A 16,777-nucleotide genomic window follows, 5' to 3' on the forward strand; every position below is an offset into this window, starting at 1 on the left:
GAGCCACCGGCCTGATATCCCGGCAGGTCAGCGGCCCGGTCCCGCCCTCACGTCCGAGCCGCCGATCCCGCATGCCCAGCTACCATTCGCTGCCGCGCTGTGGCCGGGCCCCAAGTTTCGTCACAGCTCAGGTGCTCCCGCCGTGGCGGTCAGCCACTCGGCCTCGATCTTGGCCAGGTCACCGGAGGACTTCAACGTGGCCAGCGTCTTGTTGACGCAGCCGACCAGCGGGTTGCCCTTCTCGAAGAGCAGGCCGAACTCCTCCGGGGCCGCGTGGCTGGAGGCGAACTGGCCGACGATCTTGGCGTTGTCGATCTGCGCGGCGGTCACGTAGAAGGCGGTGGGCAGGTCCAGCACGATGGCGTCGATCTGCTTGTTCTTCAGCGCGGTGATCACGTCGATCTGCTGGTTGAAGACACTCGGGTCCGCCGAGGGCTGGATCATCTCCTGTACGGCCTGCAGCGCCGTGGTGCCCACCTGGACACCGATCTTGGCGTCCTTCAGCGCCGCCAGCGAGGTCGCCCCGGCGAACTTGCCGTCCGCCAGCGCCACCACGGCCTGCTTGACGGTGTAGTAGCCCTCGCTGAAGTCGACCGCCTGGGCCCGCTCGGGGGTGATCGAGACCTGGTTGAGATCGAAGTCGAACTTCTTCGGACCGGGCGCGTAGGAGGCGTCGAACGGCACGACCTCCCAGACGACCTCCTCCGGGGTGAAGCCCATACCGGTGGCCACGGCCTTGGCGACGGCGCCCTCGAAGCCCTGGCCGTTGGCGGGGTTGTCGTCCTTGAACCAGGGCTCGTACGCGGGCTTGTCGGTGCCGATGGTGAGCTTGCCCGGGGTGATCAGCTTGAGCTGGTCCTTGGCACAGGGGTCGGAGGCGGAGGACGCCGCGCCGGTGGCGGCGGTGGTGGGTGCATCGCTCTCAGGTGCGCAACCGATGGCGGCCAGGGCGAGGAAGCCGGCCGCCAGGAGCAGCGAGGGACGGGGCATGGGGGCCTCCGGGACGTACAGCAATATATTTCCTACCGAGGATGTCGGAATATCCCGACTTCGGCAAATCCGAGCATTGCATGCAATGGGTCAAAGCGCCTATTCGGCAGATGTGAGCATCGGGTCCACCGGGCGGTTCTGCCGGGAGACCACGACCGGGGCCAGTTCCGGGGCGGCCCTGCGCTGCCAGAACAGCATGCCGCACACGGAACCGAGCAGGGCGGCGACGAGCAGGGTGACAAGGCGCTCCAGGTCGGCGGCGGAGAAGGTGAGTTCGCCGAGGTTGTTGAGCAGGAAGCCGGTGGTGAGCGACCAGGCGATCACGGCCGTGGTGAAGGCGGCCAGCGGGTGGCGCAGCCAGGCGCCGAGCACCACGTTGATCGCCGCGAAGACCACGAACCTCGCCATGCCGATCGGGACAAACAATGCGATAGCCACGCAACACAGGACGTCAACCGCAAAACCCGTCGGAATCAGGAGCTCGATCTCATGCCTACGCACTTCCTCGCCTCCCGCTGTGGGGATATTTCCATTCAATACCGAACAACGAGATTTCTCCGGAGTTGATACGGGATTGAGACGACCGCGCCATCAAACCTGACGGTATTTATACGTCACCTGACGTACGCATGCGGCGTCCTTCGGGGTTCGGCTGCGATTCGCAAAAGATCAATCGGCAGGTCAGCCGCCCTGGGAAAGGGGGCAGGTTCCCCGGTCCGGCGAGCGTTTGACGGGATAGCGGGCGGTTATGACATAGGACATCCCCTCATGATCAAGGGGATGTATGGCGAGCAAGGGGTTGGCGGGTGCGCTGGCGGTGGCCGGAGTGCTCGTGGTGCTTGGGGTGGTCCTGCCGTCGATCGATCACTCGGTCGACGGGGGGTTCGTGGCGCTGCCCGCCGGGGCGATCGTGCAGGTGGGGGCGCTCGACGGGGATCAGCGGCGCCCGGTCGCGTTCCAGGTGCCGGCGGGATGGGCGCTCGATTCCGGGGAAAGCTCGCTGTCGGAGTCGGTGGCCCTGGTGAGCGGGGCGACCTCGTTCCAGTTGAACGTGGTGATGGTGGAGGGGGCCACACCACGGCAACTCTGGGATGGGCTCCAGCGGATCCAGGAGGTCGGGGGCCATCCGCCGGTGGCGGGGACGCCGGTGCCCGTCGTCACCCGGCAGGGGGTGCAGGGGCTGGCGGGGCCGATCACGTTCCGGGATCGCGCGGGCACGATGGCGGTGTTCGCGGCGCCGACGCTGGGGGCCGACGTGGTGGTGTCGGGGCCGCCGGAGGAGGTCCTGGTCCGGGGGGAGGAGATCGGGAACATGCTGGAGTCGGTCACGTTCGCGGGCCTGACATCGTGATCGGGCGGCCGGCCTTCTGGGTGTGGGCGATCGCGTGCGCGCTGGGGGGCTTCATCACGATCAGCACGCTGGCGCCGCAGGCGTTGGTGTTCCAACCGGGGACGATCATCGGGCTGTCCGTGCTGGTGCCGCTGACGGTCCTGGGGTCCTGGCTCTTCCACCGCATCCGGCCGGTCCGGGAGCAGTCCGTGTGGTACGCCTTCGCCGCCCTGGTCTGGGGAGGGACGGGGGCGTTCGGGGTCGCGTTCGTGGCCAACACCGCCTTCTCCGGCCTGGTCGCCAAGCTGGTCGGGCCGGAGTTCGCCGACATATGGGGGGATGCGGCTTTCGCGCCGATCGACGAGGAACTGGCCAAGGTCGCCGGAGTGGCGCTGATCGCGCTGATGGCGCCGCGGGTGGTCACCGGGCCGCTGGCCGGGTTCGGGTTCGGAGCGCTCGTCGGGCTGGGATTCCAGGTCGTGGAGGATCTGCTCTACGTGTTCAACACGATCATCGTCAGCGGCGGGGTGCAGGAGGTGAACGACACGCTGACCACGCTCTTCGCCCGAGTCGGGCTGTCGGCGTGGTGGAGCCACTGGGCCATGACGGCGGTCAGCGGCGCCGGGCTCGGCTACCTGGCGGGGCGGACCGAACGGCCGCTCGCCTGGCGGGTCACCGTCTTCGCCGGAGCACTGGTGCTGGCCATGATGATGCACGCCTGGTGGGACGCGCCCGTGCTGCAAGGGGCCTTCCTGGTCAAGGGAGCGCCGCTGCTGGCGGTCGCGATTATCGTCTTCCTGTTGGCGCGGCGTGATCAACGCCTGCACGCGGCGCGGTTAGCCGCCCTGGCGGGGACGGTGCCGACCGGATGAGGAAAGGAACCACCGATGTGTCACAGCACGAACAGCCGTCCGCCGGCGCCGCCGGTGATCGGAGAGGTGGCCGGGCACGGGCCGATCGAGCTGACCTCCGGGGACGGCACCCGGGTGCTCGCCTACCGCGCCGACCCCACCACGCCCAACGGGCGCTCGGTCGTCATCCTGCCGGACATCAGGGGTCTGCACCCCTACTACCGTGACCTGGCAGTACGGTTCGCCGAGGCCGGATTCACCACGATCGCCATCGACTACTTCGGACGTACGGCGAGCGACGACGACCGCGGTGACTCCTTCGACTGGCAGTCGCGGATCGGGCAGGTGACGCCGGAGCACGTGCGGCTGGACCTGAACGCCGCCAAGGCGGAGCTGAGCGATCCCGTGTTCACGGTGGGATTCTGCTTCGGCGGGGCGCAGTCGTGGTGGCTGGGGGCGCACGGGAACGGGCTCGCCGGGGCGATCGGGTTCTACGGGGTGATCCGCCGGATCCCTGACGTGCCGGACCAGCCGGGGGCGCCCCTTCTGCTGCTGCGGGGCGGCGCCGACACCGCCTCCACCCCCGAGGAGTTCGACACCTTCACCGCCGCGCTGGACCGGGCCGGGACCGAACACGAGACGCATATCTACGCCGGGGCTCCGCATTCGTTCTTTGACCGGTCATATGCCGAATGGTCGGACGCGTGCGCGGACGCCTGGCAGCGCATTCTCGACTTCACCGAACGACACTCCCGTTGATTTCAAATCGGTGATGGCGGGTGTCCGGGGTCCCCTACCGGTGTTGAGTGGCATCAGGAATCGGTGATGCTCCGAGGGGAGCCGGAGTGCGGCGAATTCAGGGTGCCATGCTGGCCCTTGCCATCGCGGCGGCCGCCGTGGTGGCCGGGGTCGCGGTCAACCAGATTCTGGACAATGGCGAACTGAGTTTCACCTGGGCCTATCTGGCTTTCGGGTTCACTTTGCTGGGGGCTCTGGTCGCGACCTATGCCACCCAGCCGTTGAGCCCGTCCGGGGAGAGGATGCCGTGGCTGCCGCTCCGGGCGTACCGGCGGCAGCTGCGGGCGTCCGTGGCGCGGATGGAGACGCTCGGGGTGCTGACCCGGGGGGCGTACGTGCTGCGGATGCGGCAGATCTACGTGGACCTGGCGTTGCGTCCCCGGGCGTTGCACGACACGGCGGGGGACACCGGGGTGGTGCCGTCCGCGCCGTACGGGGAGAGCGAGGTGCCCCGGCGGGCGGCGCTGAACGATTTTCTGCCGTTGAACCAGGTGTTCGCGGTGATCGGGAGCCCCGGGTGCGGGAAGACCACACTGATCCGGCACCAGGCGCTGATGATGTGCGAGAAGCGCTGGCGGCTGTGGCCGCGCCGGGAACTGCCGGTCCTGCTCTACCTGCGGGATCACTGGGCCGATCTGGTCGGGGAGCGGCCGGGGGAACTCGCCGAGGTGGCGGTCAAGGCGGGGTGGCTCAACAAGAAGATCCCCGCCTGGTGGCTGGCCCGGCAGCTGGATCGCCGGACGTGCGTCGTACTGCTGGACGGCCTGGACGAGGTGGCCGACGAGGAGCAGCGCAAGCGGGTGGTGGCGTGGGTGGAGACGCAGATCCGGCGCTATCCCGGCTGCACTTTCGTGATCACCTCACGACCGCTCGGGTACCTGTCCAATCCGCTCCCGGACGCGGAGGTCCTCCAGGTCCAGCGGTTCACCCGGGACCAGATCTCCCGGTTCCTCCATGGTTGGTACTACGCCATCGAGCACCGTGCCCGGTTCGATCCCGAGGTGGACGGGGATCTTCCGGAGACTCCCTCGGACATTGAGCGGATCGCGGCGGAGAAGGCGGAGGATCTTCTTGGGCGGTTGCGCGGTGAGCCCGCGCTGCACGAGCTGGCAGTCAATCCGCTGCTGCTCACGATGATCGCTAACGTGCACCTCTACCGGGGGGCTCTGCCGGGCAAACGCGCCGATCTCTACGCCGAGATGTGCGACGTGCTCCTCCACCACCGGCTAGCGGCGCGGAACCTCGCCGATCTCACTGGTCTGACCGGGAAGCAGAAGGGCATCGTGCTGCGGCAACTGGCCATCCACATGATGCTGTGGGCGGCGCGGGACATCTCCGCCCCCGATGCGCGGATGGTCATCGAGAAACCTCTGGCCGCGGTCAGTGGGGACGATCGGTTGACCGCCCAGGTGTTCCTCGCGGAGATCGTGAAGAGCGGCCTGCTGGTGGAGCGGGAACACGGGCAGTACGCCTTCGCCCATCTGACCCTTCAGGAGTACCTGGCCGCCGCCTACATCCGAGAACATCCCGAACATTTCTCGATACTCGTCAGCAATGTCGACAACCCCTGGTGGCGGGAAACCACTCTGCTCTGGGTCGCCGACGGCGACGCCACTGAGATCGTCGAAGCCTGCCTGGCCGCAGAGACGCCCCGGACGCTCAGCCTCGCCTTCGACTGTGCACGGGACAATCCACGCCAACTCCGGCCCGACGTCCGGGCCCGGCTGAACGACCTGCTGAACACCAGCCAGTTCGCCGCCCAGAGCCCGGAGAAACGGCGGATGATCGCCTCGGTCGCCGCCGCGCGGGCGCTTCGCGAGGTCGCCTGGCTGGAAGACGGGACTGCGGTCTGCGCGCGGCCGGTCAGCCGTGACCTGTGGAACCTGTTCGTCATCGAGGAGCGGGCGCGCGGACGACATCTTATGGCCCAACCGGACGGGGCCGACCTCCCCGCCGTGGGGGTCTGGGCCGACGACGCCACGCGCTTCGTCGACTGGCTCAACGGGTTGTCGGACGGCGGTCCCGAATACCGGCTGCCGACACCGGACGAAGCGGCCCGGATCAGTCCCGAGATGGTGACAGATCTCGGCGACCAGACCATGTGGTGCCAGGACGGGGAGCACATGAGGCTCCACCAGCCTGCGGGGGCTTCCTGGCCCTACGTGGCGAGCGGCTCCGCCTTCCCGTCGTTCGCCCGGACGGCGGGCCTTTACGTTTGGGCGTTCAACGTCCTGATCTACCAGGCAGGCACCCCTGGAAACCTGCTGCGGCTGCTTGCGTATCTGCACATCCTCGCGACGCGGCCGCACTCATCTTTGGGGCGCTTCCTGCTGGCGCTTGATCTTGACGATCTGGTGGCACACGCGGGCGCCGAGAACTACGGTTACGATGCCGTACGGGAACTGCTCAATAATTTCGACTTCGACCCCCACTCCGGAAATGTAGCTCCCGATCAGCTCACCCGGGTTCATACGCAACGCGAAGTAAGCAGGCTCGCCGAACCGCTCAAGGCCGAACTGACATTCACCTGGGAGATCCTCCTCGACCTCCTGTCGAGAGCGGATTTCACGGTGTTCGACAGGAACGCAAGCGTGGTTCCCAATGCCCGTACCCTTGCCGACGCGCTGCACCAAGTCCTTGACCTAGAGCTCGATCGGATCCGAGATCGGCTGCTCGACGGTCACCTTGAGAAGGACCGGTCGATTCGGCTCCTACTGCTGGAGCTGGTGAGCGACGTGCCAAAAACGAGCGCCCAGTTGGGGGACGACAAGCGAGACCAAGCCCTGGTGACCGCTCTGCTGATCACCAATCTGCATATCCGGGGGTTCCGCGAGCACCTTTCCCAGGCGGCAGAGAGCACATCACCGGTAGGCGACGATCTTGACGTTCTTGAGAACGCTCTAGAACGTGTGGTGCAGACCAGACCGAGGGAGTTCGCCCGGGTGAACAGCACCCGCCTTGAGGCTCACACCCTTGAACGGAGAACAGCCCGGGATATCGCGCGGGTCATCGCGGTTATGCTGACGAAGTTTCCGGCGTACCAGTCGGACAGCGTCCCCGTCTGGCGGCTGGCGGCCTTCATGTACTCCGCCGGGAAACTCGGCGCCAGCCATGCCGCCGCCGCACGACCGGTCTTCAATCGCGGCCGGGTTTCCCTTCCGCGAAACAGCGAGGAACATATCCGCCAGCGTTTTCTCACGCAGGGGAATGCCGCGGCCGATCCGGTCGGTGCCCTCCGAACGGCCGCGTCCGAGTTGCACACCGATGACCACTCCGACCTCATCTCCCGACTGCTGGTGCTGAACGCCCTCGGCTTGATCGAGCCGATCATGAATCGGTCCGTTCCCGTCGACGAGGTCGACCTCGTCGAAGCCGGCGTCTCGGTCATGGCCGCGCTCGAGCTGATCAAACAGACCGGACATGCCGGACTCGCGGCACCACTGTCCAAGGTGCTCAACCGGGTGGTCGCCATGGCCTATCCGGACGTCGATCAGCCGCCTCCAAACGAAGTTCTCGTTCTGGCACGCAACTTCTGACCCTGGCTGAAAGGGGTTGAACGCTCTCCGTCCGTCCGGCGTACCTCAGACCACAGGGGTGGACCGGGCTCCTGGAGAGGAAGCGGAGGCGGCCATGACACCGAAACGGCGGTTCGCAGTGCGGCTTGCCCTGGTTGGTGGGTTGTGGGTGGCCGCCGGGGTGGCGTATGCCGTTGTTCCCCGGACGCCGGTGGTGGCCCAGCAGGCCGGGCACTCGGGTCACTCGGGTCATTCGGGTGCTTCGGCGGGGCCGAGCAAGGTCGCCACCGCACCGATGACTCTGGAGGAGCTGGCCGCTCGTATCGGATGCCAACTTCAACTGCAGGGCAAATCGCGGGACAAACGGGAGGGTGCCTGCTTGGCGGGCACCAACCAGGTCACCGTGGTCTCGTTCGACACCGACGAGTACGCGCGAGCCTGGCTGGACGAGGCTCAGAGTTACGGCGGCACCTACCTGGTCGGCACGAGATGGGTCGTGGTGGGCAGCTACGAGTCGATCCAGCCACTGGAAGCCCGCCTGGGCGGCACCATCGAACGCCCGGCCCACGGCTCCCACCAGGCGTGAGACGCCATGACCACTGGTCAGGAAATTTCGGAAATATCAGATTCTGCGAAGTTGGATGTCGCGGAGCACACGCCGGCCGATCGGTCGAAGGGACCACCTGGCCGGCTGGTCGCAGCAGGAGTGGTAACGGCGGCCTTGGTCACGTTGCTGCTCGCGTTCTGGTTTGGCGGGGACCGTGATCTGCCGGCCATCAGGGGGCTTCCTTCACCGGGGCCGGTGACTTCCTGGGGGCTTCCGCTCGTTCGGTTGCTTCACGATCTTTGTGCGATCGCGACTGTTGGTTCGTTGGTTGCGGCGGTGCTGCTCAAGGACCCGCGGATCGTCGCCAGGGCCGTACCCCGATGGGCGTTGGCGTGGGCGGGGACGGCGGCGATCACTGTTCTGCTGACGTTGTCCGACTTTGTTGGGGTGCCGGTGGTCGAGGCACTTCAGTCGGGGGCGTTGTCCACGTTCGTCATCTACGTTCCACAGGGGCTCGCGTTTCTTGTCGTGTATGCCCTGACGTTGACGATCACGCTGGTGACCTTCGTCAGCCGACGGCCGAAGTTGCTCCTCGTACTGGCCGTCGCGGCTCTGCTTCCCCCGGCGTACGTCGGGCATTCGGCGTCGGCGGGTGACCATGACTTCGCGGTCAGCAGCCTGATGCTGCACATCGCCACCGCCACGCTCTGGATCGGTGGGGTTTTCGGACTGCTTGTCTTCCTTCGCAGGGCGGCGCGGCCGAAGGAAGTAGTGGCGAGGTTCAGCACGCTCGCGCTCAGCTGCTTCGTCGCCGTGGCCGTCTCCGGGACGGTCAACGCCTGGGTCCGGCTCGGGTCGGTGAGTCTGCTCTGGGAGTCGCGGTACGGCCTGCTCATCCTGGGCAAGGTCGCGATTCTGGGCGCTCTCGGGTACTTCGGATGGCGGCACCGCCGCACCACCATCAAGGCTCTGGACTCCACCAGGGCGCCGTTCCTGCGGCTGGCCGCCGGGGAGTTGGTGGTGATGGCGGCCACGATGGGACTGGCGGTGGCGCTTTCGCGCACGCCTCCCCCGCCGGGCGCGGACACCACGACGCACGGGCTCCTCGGCTTCGACTTACGTGAACTGACCATCACTCGGCTGCTCACCGAGGTACGCCTGGACCCGATCCTGCTGCTGGCCGTGGCAGGCGCGGGAGCCGCCTACCTGGCGGCGGTCAGGCGCATGCCGGAAGGGCAGCGCTGGCGTACCGTGTCATGGCTGGTCGGCCTGCTGGTGATCGGATACGCGATGGTGGGCGGCGTGGGCGTCTACGCCCGGGCGGTCTTCTCGGTGCAGATGGCGCAGTACGCGCTGATCGGCATGGTCGGCCCGGCACTGCTGGCCCTGGGGGCACCACTGCGGCTGCTTCCCGAGCGCTGGCGGAAGGCGACCCACCCGGCGGTGGCGATCCCGGCCTACGCGCTCCCCTACCTGGCGCTCTTCCTGACACCCCTGTTCGAGCTCTCCCAGCAGATCCTGGCGATCCGCCTCCTGGTCACGCTCTACCTGGCCATCTCCGGCCTGGTGTTCTTCACGGCGCTGATGGACCACCCGATCCCCACCCTGACGACGGCGGTGGTGCTCCAGTCCTGGCTGGCCGTACGACTGCTGACCGGCCCGCTGATGGGCCAGGCCTGGTATCCGGAGCTGGGCTTCCCCTGGCTCCCGGAGGCGGCTGCCGACCAGCGCCTGGGCGCGGTGATCCCGTTGTTCGCCCTGGCCGCCGTCGTGGTCCGGCGCTGGCGCTGTCAGGGCGTCGGCTGGACCAGATCCCGTACGTCCGGGTGGGCGAGGTAGTTGACGGCCCGGTGGAAGTCAACCGGCGCGATGGTCAGTTTGGGCGCCTGTTCCACGTTGTCGAAGCGGGTGGTGATGTCCGGCGGCACAGCGAAGATGTCGCCCACATCGGCGAGGTTGACCCAGCGGCGTACGCCCGGCGGCCGGTCACGGCGGTTCGCCGTGGTCTCCGGGTGGAGACGCTGAAAGACGACCTGGTTCATGGCCAACGGGCTGCCGATGGTGACCAGCAGCTCGACCTGAAGGTCCGGGTGCGCGCAGAGTGCCTCGTACGCGATGACGCTGCCGAGCGAGTGCGCGATGAGAATCTCCGGCCGGTGGGCGCGGATGGCATCGGCGACGGCGGTCCGGGTGATTTCGCGGAACGGATGTTCAGGCGTGTAGAGGTAGGTGTTGAGGTCCCGGGCGAACTTGATGGCGATCTCGCGCGCGGTCCTGCCGTAGTTCTCGGTGAGCCAGGCCACAGCCTGTTGCAACTGCGCGGTGGTCCTCCCCATCGGGGTCTGCGGCACACCCACCAGCAGGTCGATCCAGGAGACGAGGATCTCCTGCTCACCCGGGTCCAGGACGAGCGGATCGTCCCCCTGAGCGATGCCCCGATCGAGCAGATGGGCGTAGTACACAACCTCAATCTCGTGCCCCAGCGCCACACTCCACTCGGCCCCAACCGCCTTCGCAGCCGCCGACCCATGCTTCCGGAAATATCCGAAATTTCCCACGCCGTGGATACCGAGAATCCTGGTCATGACAGCCCTTCATACCGGAAACCGATGACTTCGCGAGAGGTAACCGCGATCAGGTGGCCGTCCGAGGTGGCGGCCAGCCCGGTGATTGGGTCGCCGATGTGGATACGGTCGCGGAGGGTGCCGTGCTCAAGGTCCCAGACCCGGATCCACCCCTCGCCGCCACCAGTGAACGCCCGCGGTCGGCCGTCCACCTCGGCCACCGCGAACACGCTCATCTCCCCTGGCACCTTGATGCGCCGCAACGCTTGCCCGGTCGTCAGGTCGGTGCACAGGATCTGCTGATCGAACAGCGTGACCCAAACAAGACCCTCCCCAAGGATCACAATATTTCGGGGTAAGTGGGAAGGAATGCTGCCAGTGCGGTAAGCGAAGCGGGCGCTGTCACTGCGTGGATCCCACATGTCTACCCACCCCGGGCTCGCCGGAAGCGTCACGAACTCTCTGCGGCCGATTCGGACCAGCCCCACGTCGCCGAGGTCGAACCTTCCCACCGACCCCGCCTTCTTCGTAGCCGCGACCTCCCCCGAGTCGGACGCGAGGGCCATGATCCATCCGGCTGAATTTAGGATCAGCGTCCACCCCCCAACCGCCGTGATCCCGGTCACCCCTACCTGGGGGTGGGTAGTGGCCAGGGCCAGCACCATTCCCCTGTGACCGGCCAACGGGTTCCCGGCAGGCGTACCGGTGCGGAGGTCCCAGGCCCGTACCGTGCGGTCGTCGCTGGCGGAGACCACAATCGGGCGTCCGTCCAGCTCGGCCAGGGTGACCGCGCGCACCCACCCGGTGTGGCCGGTTAAGAGCTCGCCGATGGCGCGGCGGGTCGTCAGGTCCCAGACCCGGAGGGTGCGGTCGTCGCTGCCGGTCACCGCGACCGGGCGACCGTCGAGTTCGCCCACGGCCACCGCGCGCACCCGGCCGGTGTGCTCGGTGAGTGGCTCGCCAATGGCGCGGCGGGTCGTCAGGTCCCAGACCCGGAGGGTGCGGTCGTCGCTGCCGGTCACCGTGACCGGGCGACCGTCCAACTCGGTCACCGCGACCGCCCAGACCCCGCCAGTGTGCCCGGTAAGCGGCTCGCCGAGCTGGGCGCGGGCGTCGAGGTCCCAGAGCCGGATCGTGCCATCGCCGCTACCCGTCACCGCGACCGGGCGGCCCTTCAGTCGAGTTACGGCGACCGCCCACACACCACCCGCGTGACCGGCGAGGGGATCCCCGATCGGGGTGCGGGTGGTGAGATCCCAGACGCGAACCTTGTTGCCGCTGCCGGTCACCGCGACCGGGCGACCGTCCAACTCGGTCACCGCGACCGCCCAGACCCCGCCAGTGTGCCCGGTAAGCGGCTCGCCGAGCTGGGCGCGGGCGTCAAGGTCCCAGGCTCTGACCGTTTCGTCGCTGCTCCCGCTGACCGCGACCAGACGTCCCCCCACCTCGGCGAGCGCCACCGCCAGCACTCGGCTGGTGTGCCCTTTTAGCGGCTCGCCGAGTTGCACCCCGGCATCCAGGTCCCAGACGCGGAGCGTCTTGTCCTCACCAGCCGTGACCGCGATCGGGGAGGCGCCCCGGGCGCCGGCTGCGACGGTTGCCGCGTTCTTCACCCAGATGGGCGTCCACGACGAGCGCGCTCCGGGCGGCAGCTGGATCGGGCGGTTCCCGCGCAGGGCGGCCAGGGCGAGCACGCCACGCCGCACCTCGATGGGGTCGTCCGCCGTCGCCTCTAGGGCCGCCGCGACATCCGGCAGGTCAAGTGCCTGTTCGAGGGCCTGGGCGGAGGAGTGGATGAGGAACCCACCGTCCTCGATCAGCTCGTGTTCCTTCCCCGCGTCCCGGGCGTGTTCCAGCGCGTGGCGGATGACATAGGGCTCGGCGAGGGTCCAGTCCCGGGCTCCGGGATCACCTGCCGGGGCCAGCAGGGTGTCCAGCACCAAGGAGTAAAGGGTCGCCCGGTTCTGGACGGGGGTCTCCCCGAACCAGCGGGATTCGATCTCGATGCGGAGGTGTTCCGCCAGGCCTTCGTGGAAGAGGCGGTACAGGATCGTGCCGTCCGCCGGATCGGCTGTCCTGCGCAGGTAGAAGGATGCCTGGTCCAGGGTGGCTCGCAGCAGGTCGAGCGTCAGGTCGTCGGCGTCGTCGAAGAACAGGTCGGCCAGCCGGAGCAGCACGGTCTCCGGCATGCCCTGGCCCTTGGCGTGCGCCAGGCAATCCAGGAGGGGCCGGAGCCACACTTGGTCGCTACGGAGCCGGAGGTCGAGTTCGAGGACCTCGGGCACCGAACGGGAAACCTTTCTGCCCTCGCAGATCGCTTCCGCGGGATCGATCTCGGCGCCGTCCGGATGCACGGTGATGAAATGCCGCGTGTACAGCCCGGCGACCAGGAACTCTCCCCCCGGCCTTCCGTTGTCTCCCGTCAGCGCGGCCGCGAGCCCTCCGGCGAAGCCACCGCGCACGGCCGCCTGATCCGCATAAGTCGGGATATTTCGGAGTAGGTCCAGGACGTAGTTCTCCAGGTCGATCCGGAGCGTCCGGGAATCCACATCGTCCAAGTCGATGACCTTGGCGGCGGCCAGCAACCCCGCGAAGGATTCCCCCCGCCGGCTTCCGACCAGCAGACGCACGGCGGGACTCCCGTCCGGCCGGGTCAACGCGGCGAGTTCCAGCAGTTCGGCCGCGAGCGCGGCTCCGTCCTCCGCCTCATCCAGCGCGTCCACCACGATCACCGGCTGGTCGGGTAAGTCCGGCAGCCTGTCCAGATCGTCCACCTCAAGCTGCCGCGCGATCGACTCCCGCACCTGCGCGACCGTACGTCGCCGCGCGTGCACCGCCGCCAGCCCGGTCTCGATCCGGTACGGTACCCGCTCCTCGACCCGCCGCCACACATGCTGGGTCACGTCTCGCAACTTCGGATGCGCGGCACAGACCAGCAGCCCGAGCAGCGCGGACTTCCCCACGCCTGGACTTCCGGTCACCACTTGCAACGATCCAGAGCCGTAGCCGTTGAACCAGTCGCGCAGGACCTGGAGCTGGGCCCGCCGGCCGGTGAAGCATCCGGTGTCCTGGTTGTCCATCAGCCGGGTGCCTGCCGCCCGATCCAGGAAATGCCGGACATCGAGCCCTTCGTCGAGGTCGTCGAAGAAGGGCACCAGCGCCGAGTCCAGTTCCCGGCGCAACCCCGGCCGGAGGTCCTTCTCGTCGTAGCGCGGATTCCGAAAAAACTGCAATTTCGGGAAATCGTCGGAGATGTCGACGCGGGTGGCGGTGACCTGCTGGGCGTACCCACGCCCGGTCAGTCGGTTGACCTCCAGCCGGATCTCACGGGCGACCAGCGGTAGGGGCACGTATTCCAGCGCCGGATCGACATCCAGACCCCCGGCCGCCAGCCGGGACAGCACGTTCGTCACGGCCTGCGTGAACCGCCCGTCGAAGGCCGCCTGGTCCGGCTCGCAGGCCGCGATCACCCAGCTGCGGGTGCCCTCCGCCCGAGTGAGCCAGGGCAGCCGGGCCTGGTGTCCGGCATGGCAGAGATCCAGCAGGAACAGGGTCAACGGCCGGCCCGCGACCTGTTGCACCCCTTCCACCCAGGTGCGGATGTTGGTGAGTTCGTCAGCGGCCCCGTCGCCCCCGAGCGCGTACACGGTGCCACCTTCGGCGGCCAGATGTCCGTGGCAGAGCAGGTGCACGATCATGACGTGCTCGCCGGACAGCTCCCGCCGTACCGACTCGCCCAGGGCGGCGGCGGAGCCCGCCTCCTGGACCACCGTCTGGAAGCCGAGCTCACCCAGCACCTTGGCCAGCTCGCGCACCCGCTCCGGCGCGAAGGGGAACGCCGCCCGGCCCGTGGTCGAGCCGACCCCGATGCTCAGCGCACGACGGTCGGCGTCCGGCATCCGTACCTCCGATAGGCCATCCCCGAGCCAGCAGTAATGACCTTAAATCAGAATCAGCCGGATTAATGCGCGGAATAAGCGGCGAGAAAGACGCGGGTTCCTTCGTCGGCGTAGTGGTGGAGTTCGGATTCCGGAAATGGTGTGTCGGCCGCGTGGAACATGGCGTGGTTGAGCGGGATGGACAGGATCAGCCAGTTGAAGTGCTGGGCGGCCACCGGGGGGTCGGGGGTGTTGAGCAGGCCCCGCTCGGTCAGCTGGGCGAACAGGGTGGCGAGCGCGGTGTGGGCGCGGCCGGGGCCGGAGGCGTACCAGGTGGCGGCCAGGTCGGGGAATCGTTCGGCGGCGGCGATAATGACCCGGCGCATCTGGACCAGGTGCGGCTGGAGCACGGTAGTGATGTGCCGGCGGGCGAAGGCGCGCAGGTCGGCGGGGAGGTCCTCGCTGTGGGCGAGGGCCCGCATGTCGGCGGTGGTCAGCTCTTCCGCGGCGCTGATGTCCGCAGTGATGATCTCGGTGAACAGCCGTTTCTTGTCCGCGAAGTGCTTGTAGACGGTCTGTTTGGAGACGGCGGCGAGCGCGGCGACCTCGTCCATGCTGGTGCCGGTGTAGCCGTTGCGGAGGAACAGGGTCCGGGCGGACTCCATGATGACGTACCGCTTCTGGGCGGACCGGGTCGACGGGTTCACTGAGCACTCTCCTTCTCCCCGGAACAGTACTAGACCGCTCAGTACCGAAATGAGTACTGTACCGTCCAGTACTCAAAACGGGAGGCAACGATGCCCACGGTGACATCCAAGGACGGCACGTCCATCGCGTACGACCAGGTGGGCGAGGGCCCGCCGATCATCCTGGTGGACGCCGCGGGCGGCTACCGCGGCTTTGGCCCGATGGGCGGCTTAGCCAGCCACCTGGCCAAGGACCTCACCGTCATCACCTACGACCGCCGGGGCCGCGGCGAGAGCACCGACACCCAGCCGTACGCGGTGGAAAGGGAGGTCGAGGACCTGGCCGCGCTGGTGGAGGCGGCCGGGGGCACGGCGTTCGCGCACGGGTTCTCCTCGGGGGGCGTGCTGATCCTGCACGCCGCGCGCCAGGGCGTGCCGATCAGCAAGATGGTCCTGTTGGAACCCCCACTTCAGCGCACCCCGGTCGAATCCCCGCTGGGCGCCGAAATCACCGCGCTGGTGGCGGCCGGGCGGCGCGGCGACGCCATGGTGCACTTCCACCGGAGCATCGGCGTGCCCGAGGAGATCACCAACGACATGCGGAACGCTCCCTTCTGGCCGGGCCTGGAGGCGCTGGCGCACACCCTCGCCTACGACGCGACGATCACGAGCACCCTCGGCTCCGACGACCTGACCGGCCTCACCGTGCCCGCCCTGGTGGTGGACAGCGAGGGCAGCGACGCGCGGCTGCGGACCTGGGCCGAGGAGGTCGGCGCGGCACTGCCCAACGGAATCCACCGCCGCCTGCCGGGGGAATGGCATGGCGTGTCCCCCGATGTCCTTTCCGCTGCGATGGTCGAGTTTCTGGTCACTGCATAAACGGTCATTTTCCCGCCAAGCAGCGGTGAGCCTTCCGGAAGTTATGTCCGGATGATTCTTACGCTCGCCCAGACAGGTGCATATCTCTTGGCGATCGGGGGCGGGAAATGCGTTCGCGTGACCGCGCGGTGGTCGTCGTCCTGCTGACCCTCTGCGCGGCGCTCGGCTTCGCCCCGGCGTACGCGGGGGATTCCGGGCGGATCGGCCTGCGCCTGATGGAGATGCCGGAGTCCCGCCGGAACGACCCCAGGGCGCGCGTCTCCATCGTCGACCACCTGGGGCCGGGGGCCGTCATCCACCGCCGCCTCCTGGTGACCAGCGTCTCCCCGGAACCGCGGCGCTTCCAGCTGTACGCGGCCGCCGCGGGCGTGCCGAAGCGCCGTTTCGTCTACGCGCCCGGCCGCACCGGCAACGAGCTGACCAGCTGGATCAGCTTCGACCGCGACCGGATCATCCTCCCCCCGTACGGCGAGGCCGTCGTACGGGCCACCATCCGGGTACCGCCCAGCGCCTGGCAGGGCGAACGGTACGGCATGCTCTGGGCGCAAGCCGAACCACGCCCGGGCGGAAACCCGCGGGTCGTCAGCCGCGCCGGGGTCCGCGTCTACCTGAACATCGGACCCGGCGCGGAGCCCCCCACCGACTTCCGGATCGAGAAGCTGATCGCACTGCGGAACCCGAAGGGCCGCCCGGTGCTGCGCGCGATCGTGCACAACACCGGGCGGCGGGGCGGCGGCCT

12 protein-coding genes and 1 pseudogene are annotated in these 16,777 nt (G+C 68.1%); 8 read left to right on the top strand and 5 right to left on the bottom strand.

All coding sequences use genetic code 11. The features are described from left to right. Nucleotides 1-120 precede the first annotated feature (120 nt). Nucleotides 121-990 (bottom strand): ABC transporter substrate-binding protein, encoded by an 870-nt coding sequence (locus tag KIP79_RS44805; RefSeq protein ID WP_214111177.1) that lies wholly within the window; start codon nt 988-990, stop codon nt 121-123. A gap of 99 nt (nt 991-1,089) precedes the next feature. Then, the gene (locus tag KIP79_RS44810; RefSeq protein WP_214111178.1) at nt 1,090-1,428 is read right to left on the bottom strand and encodes a hypothetical protein; all 339 of its coding nucleotides are present in this window, start codon (nt 1,426-1,428) and stop codon (nt 1,090-1,092) included. Between the two features lie 346 nt (nt 1,429-1,774). Between KIP79_RS44810 and KIP79_RS44815 the strand changes: the two genes are divergently transcribed. The 6 genes from KIP79_RS44815 (at nt 1,775) to KIP79_RS44840 (ending at nt 9,870) form a co-directional block, all read left to right on the top strand. Beyond that, nucleotides 1,775-2,341 carry a hypothetical protein gene (locus tag KIP79_RS44815; protein ID WP_214111179.1) on the top strand — a complete coding sequence of 189 codons (567 nt, stop codon included), beginning with the start codon at nt 1,775-1,777 and terminating at the stop codon, nt 2,339-2,341. Further along, nucleotides 2,338-3,192, top strand: coding sequence for a PrsW family intramembrane metalloprotease (locus tag KIP79_RS44820; protein WP_214111180.1), 855 nt, complete (start codon nt 2,338-2,340; stop codon nt 3,190-3,192). Before KIP79_RS44815 ends, KIP79_RS44820 begins: the two co-directional genes overlap by 4 nt. A gap of 15 nt (nt 3,193-3,207) precedes the next feature. Further along, nucleotides 3,208-3,930, top strand: a complete 723-nt coding sequence (locus KIP79_RS44825) for a dienelactone hydrolase family protein (protein WP_214111181.1) — start codon at nt 3,208-3,210, stop codon at nt 3,928-3,930. Between the two features lie 86 nt (nt 3,931-4,016). Next, nucleotides 4,017-7,505 carry an NACHT domain-containing protein gene (locus KIP79_RS44830; protein WP_214111182.1) on the top strand — a complete coding sequence of 1,163 codons (3,489 nt, stop codon included), beginning with the start codon at nt 4,017-4,019 and terminating at the stop codon, nt 7,503-7,505. Nucleotides 7,506-7,599: 94 nt separating this feature from the next. Then, nucleotides 7,600-8,070: a hypothetical protein gene (locus KIP79_RS44835; protein ID WP_214111183.1), complete on the top strand. Its 471-nt coding sequence runs from the start codon at nt 7,600-7,602 to the stop codon at nt 8,068-8,070. A gap of 6 nt (nt 8,071-8,076) precedes the next feature. Continuing rightward, nucleotides 8,077-9,870 (top strand): bifunctional copper resistance protein CopD/cytochrome c oxidase assembly protein, encoded by a 1,794-nt coding sequence (locus KIP79_RS44840; RefSeq protein WP_504743216.1) that lies wholly within the window; start codon nt 8,077-8,079, stop codon nt 9,868-9,870. Here the strand turns inward: KIP79_RS44840 and KIP79_RS44845 are convergent. The 3 genes from KIP79_RS44845 to KIP79_RS44855 all read right to left on the bottom strand — a co-directional run bounded on the left by KIP79_RS44845 (nt 9,822) and on the right by KIP79_RS44855 (nt 15,180). Next, a complete protein-coding gene (locus KIP79_RS44845; RefSeq protein ID WP_214111185.1) occupies nt 9,822-10,616 on the bottom strand; it encodes a GPI inositol-deacylase in 795 nt (264 codons plus the stop codon). The genes KIP79_RS44840 and KIP79_RS44845 overlap by 49 nt on opposite strands. Next, on the bottom strand, nt 10,613-14,494 hold the full coding sequence (locus KIP79_RS44850) for an AAA family ATPase (protein ID WP_214111186.1): 3,882 nt from the start codon (nt 14,492-14,494) through the stop codon (nt 10,613-10,615). Before KIP79_RS44850 ends, KIP79_RS44845 begins: the two co-directional genes overlap by 4 nt. Before the next feature lie 62 nt (nt 14,495-14,556). Next, nucleotides 14,557-15,180 carry a TetR/AcrR family transcriptional regulator gene (locus KIP79_RS44855; protein WP_308170237.1) on the bottom strand — a complete coding sequence of 208 codons (624 nt, stop codon included), beginning with the start codon at nt 15,178-15,180 and terminating at the stop codon, nt 14,557-14,559. A 90-nt stretch (nt 15,181-15,270) separates the two neighbouring features. Between KIP79_RS44855 and KIP79_RS44860 the strand changes: the two genes are divergently transcribed. Next, on the top strand, nt 15,271-16,038 hold the full coding sequence (locus tag KIP79_RS44860; protein ID WP_214111187.1) for an alpha/beta fold hydrolase: 768 nt from the start codon (nt 15,271-15,273) through the stop codon (nt 16,036-16,038). 107 nt (nt 16,039-16,145) lie between these two features. Beyond that, nucleotides 16,146-16,777, top strand: a pseudogene (locus KIP79_RS44865) (hypothetical protein); the annotation flags it as partial.

This window comes from Acrocarpospora catenulata (assembly GCF_018476525.1).
Classification (GTDB): Bacteria; Actinomycetota; Actinomycetes; order Streptosporangiales; family Streptosporangiaceae; genus Acrocarpospora; species Acrocarpospora catenulata.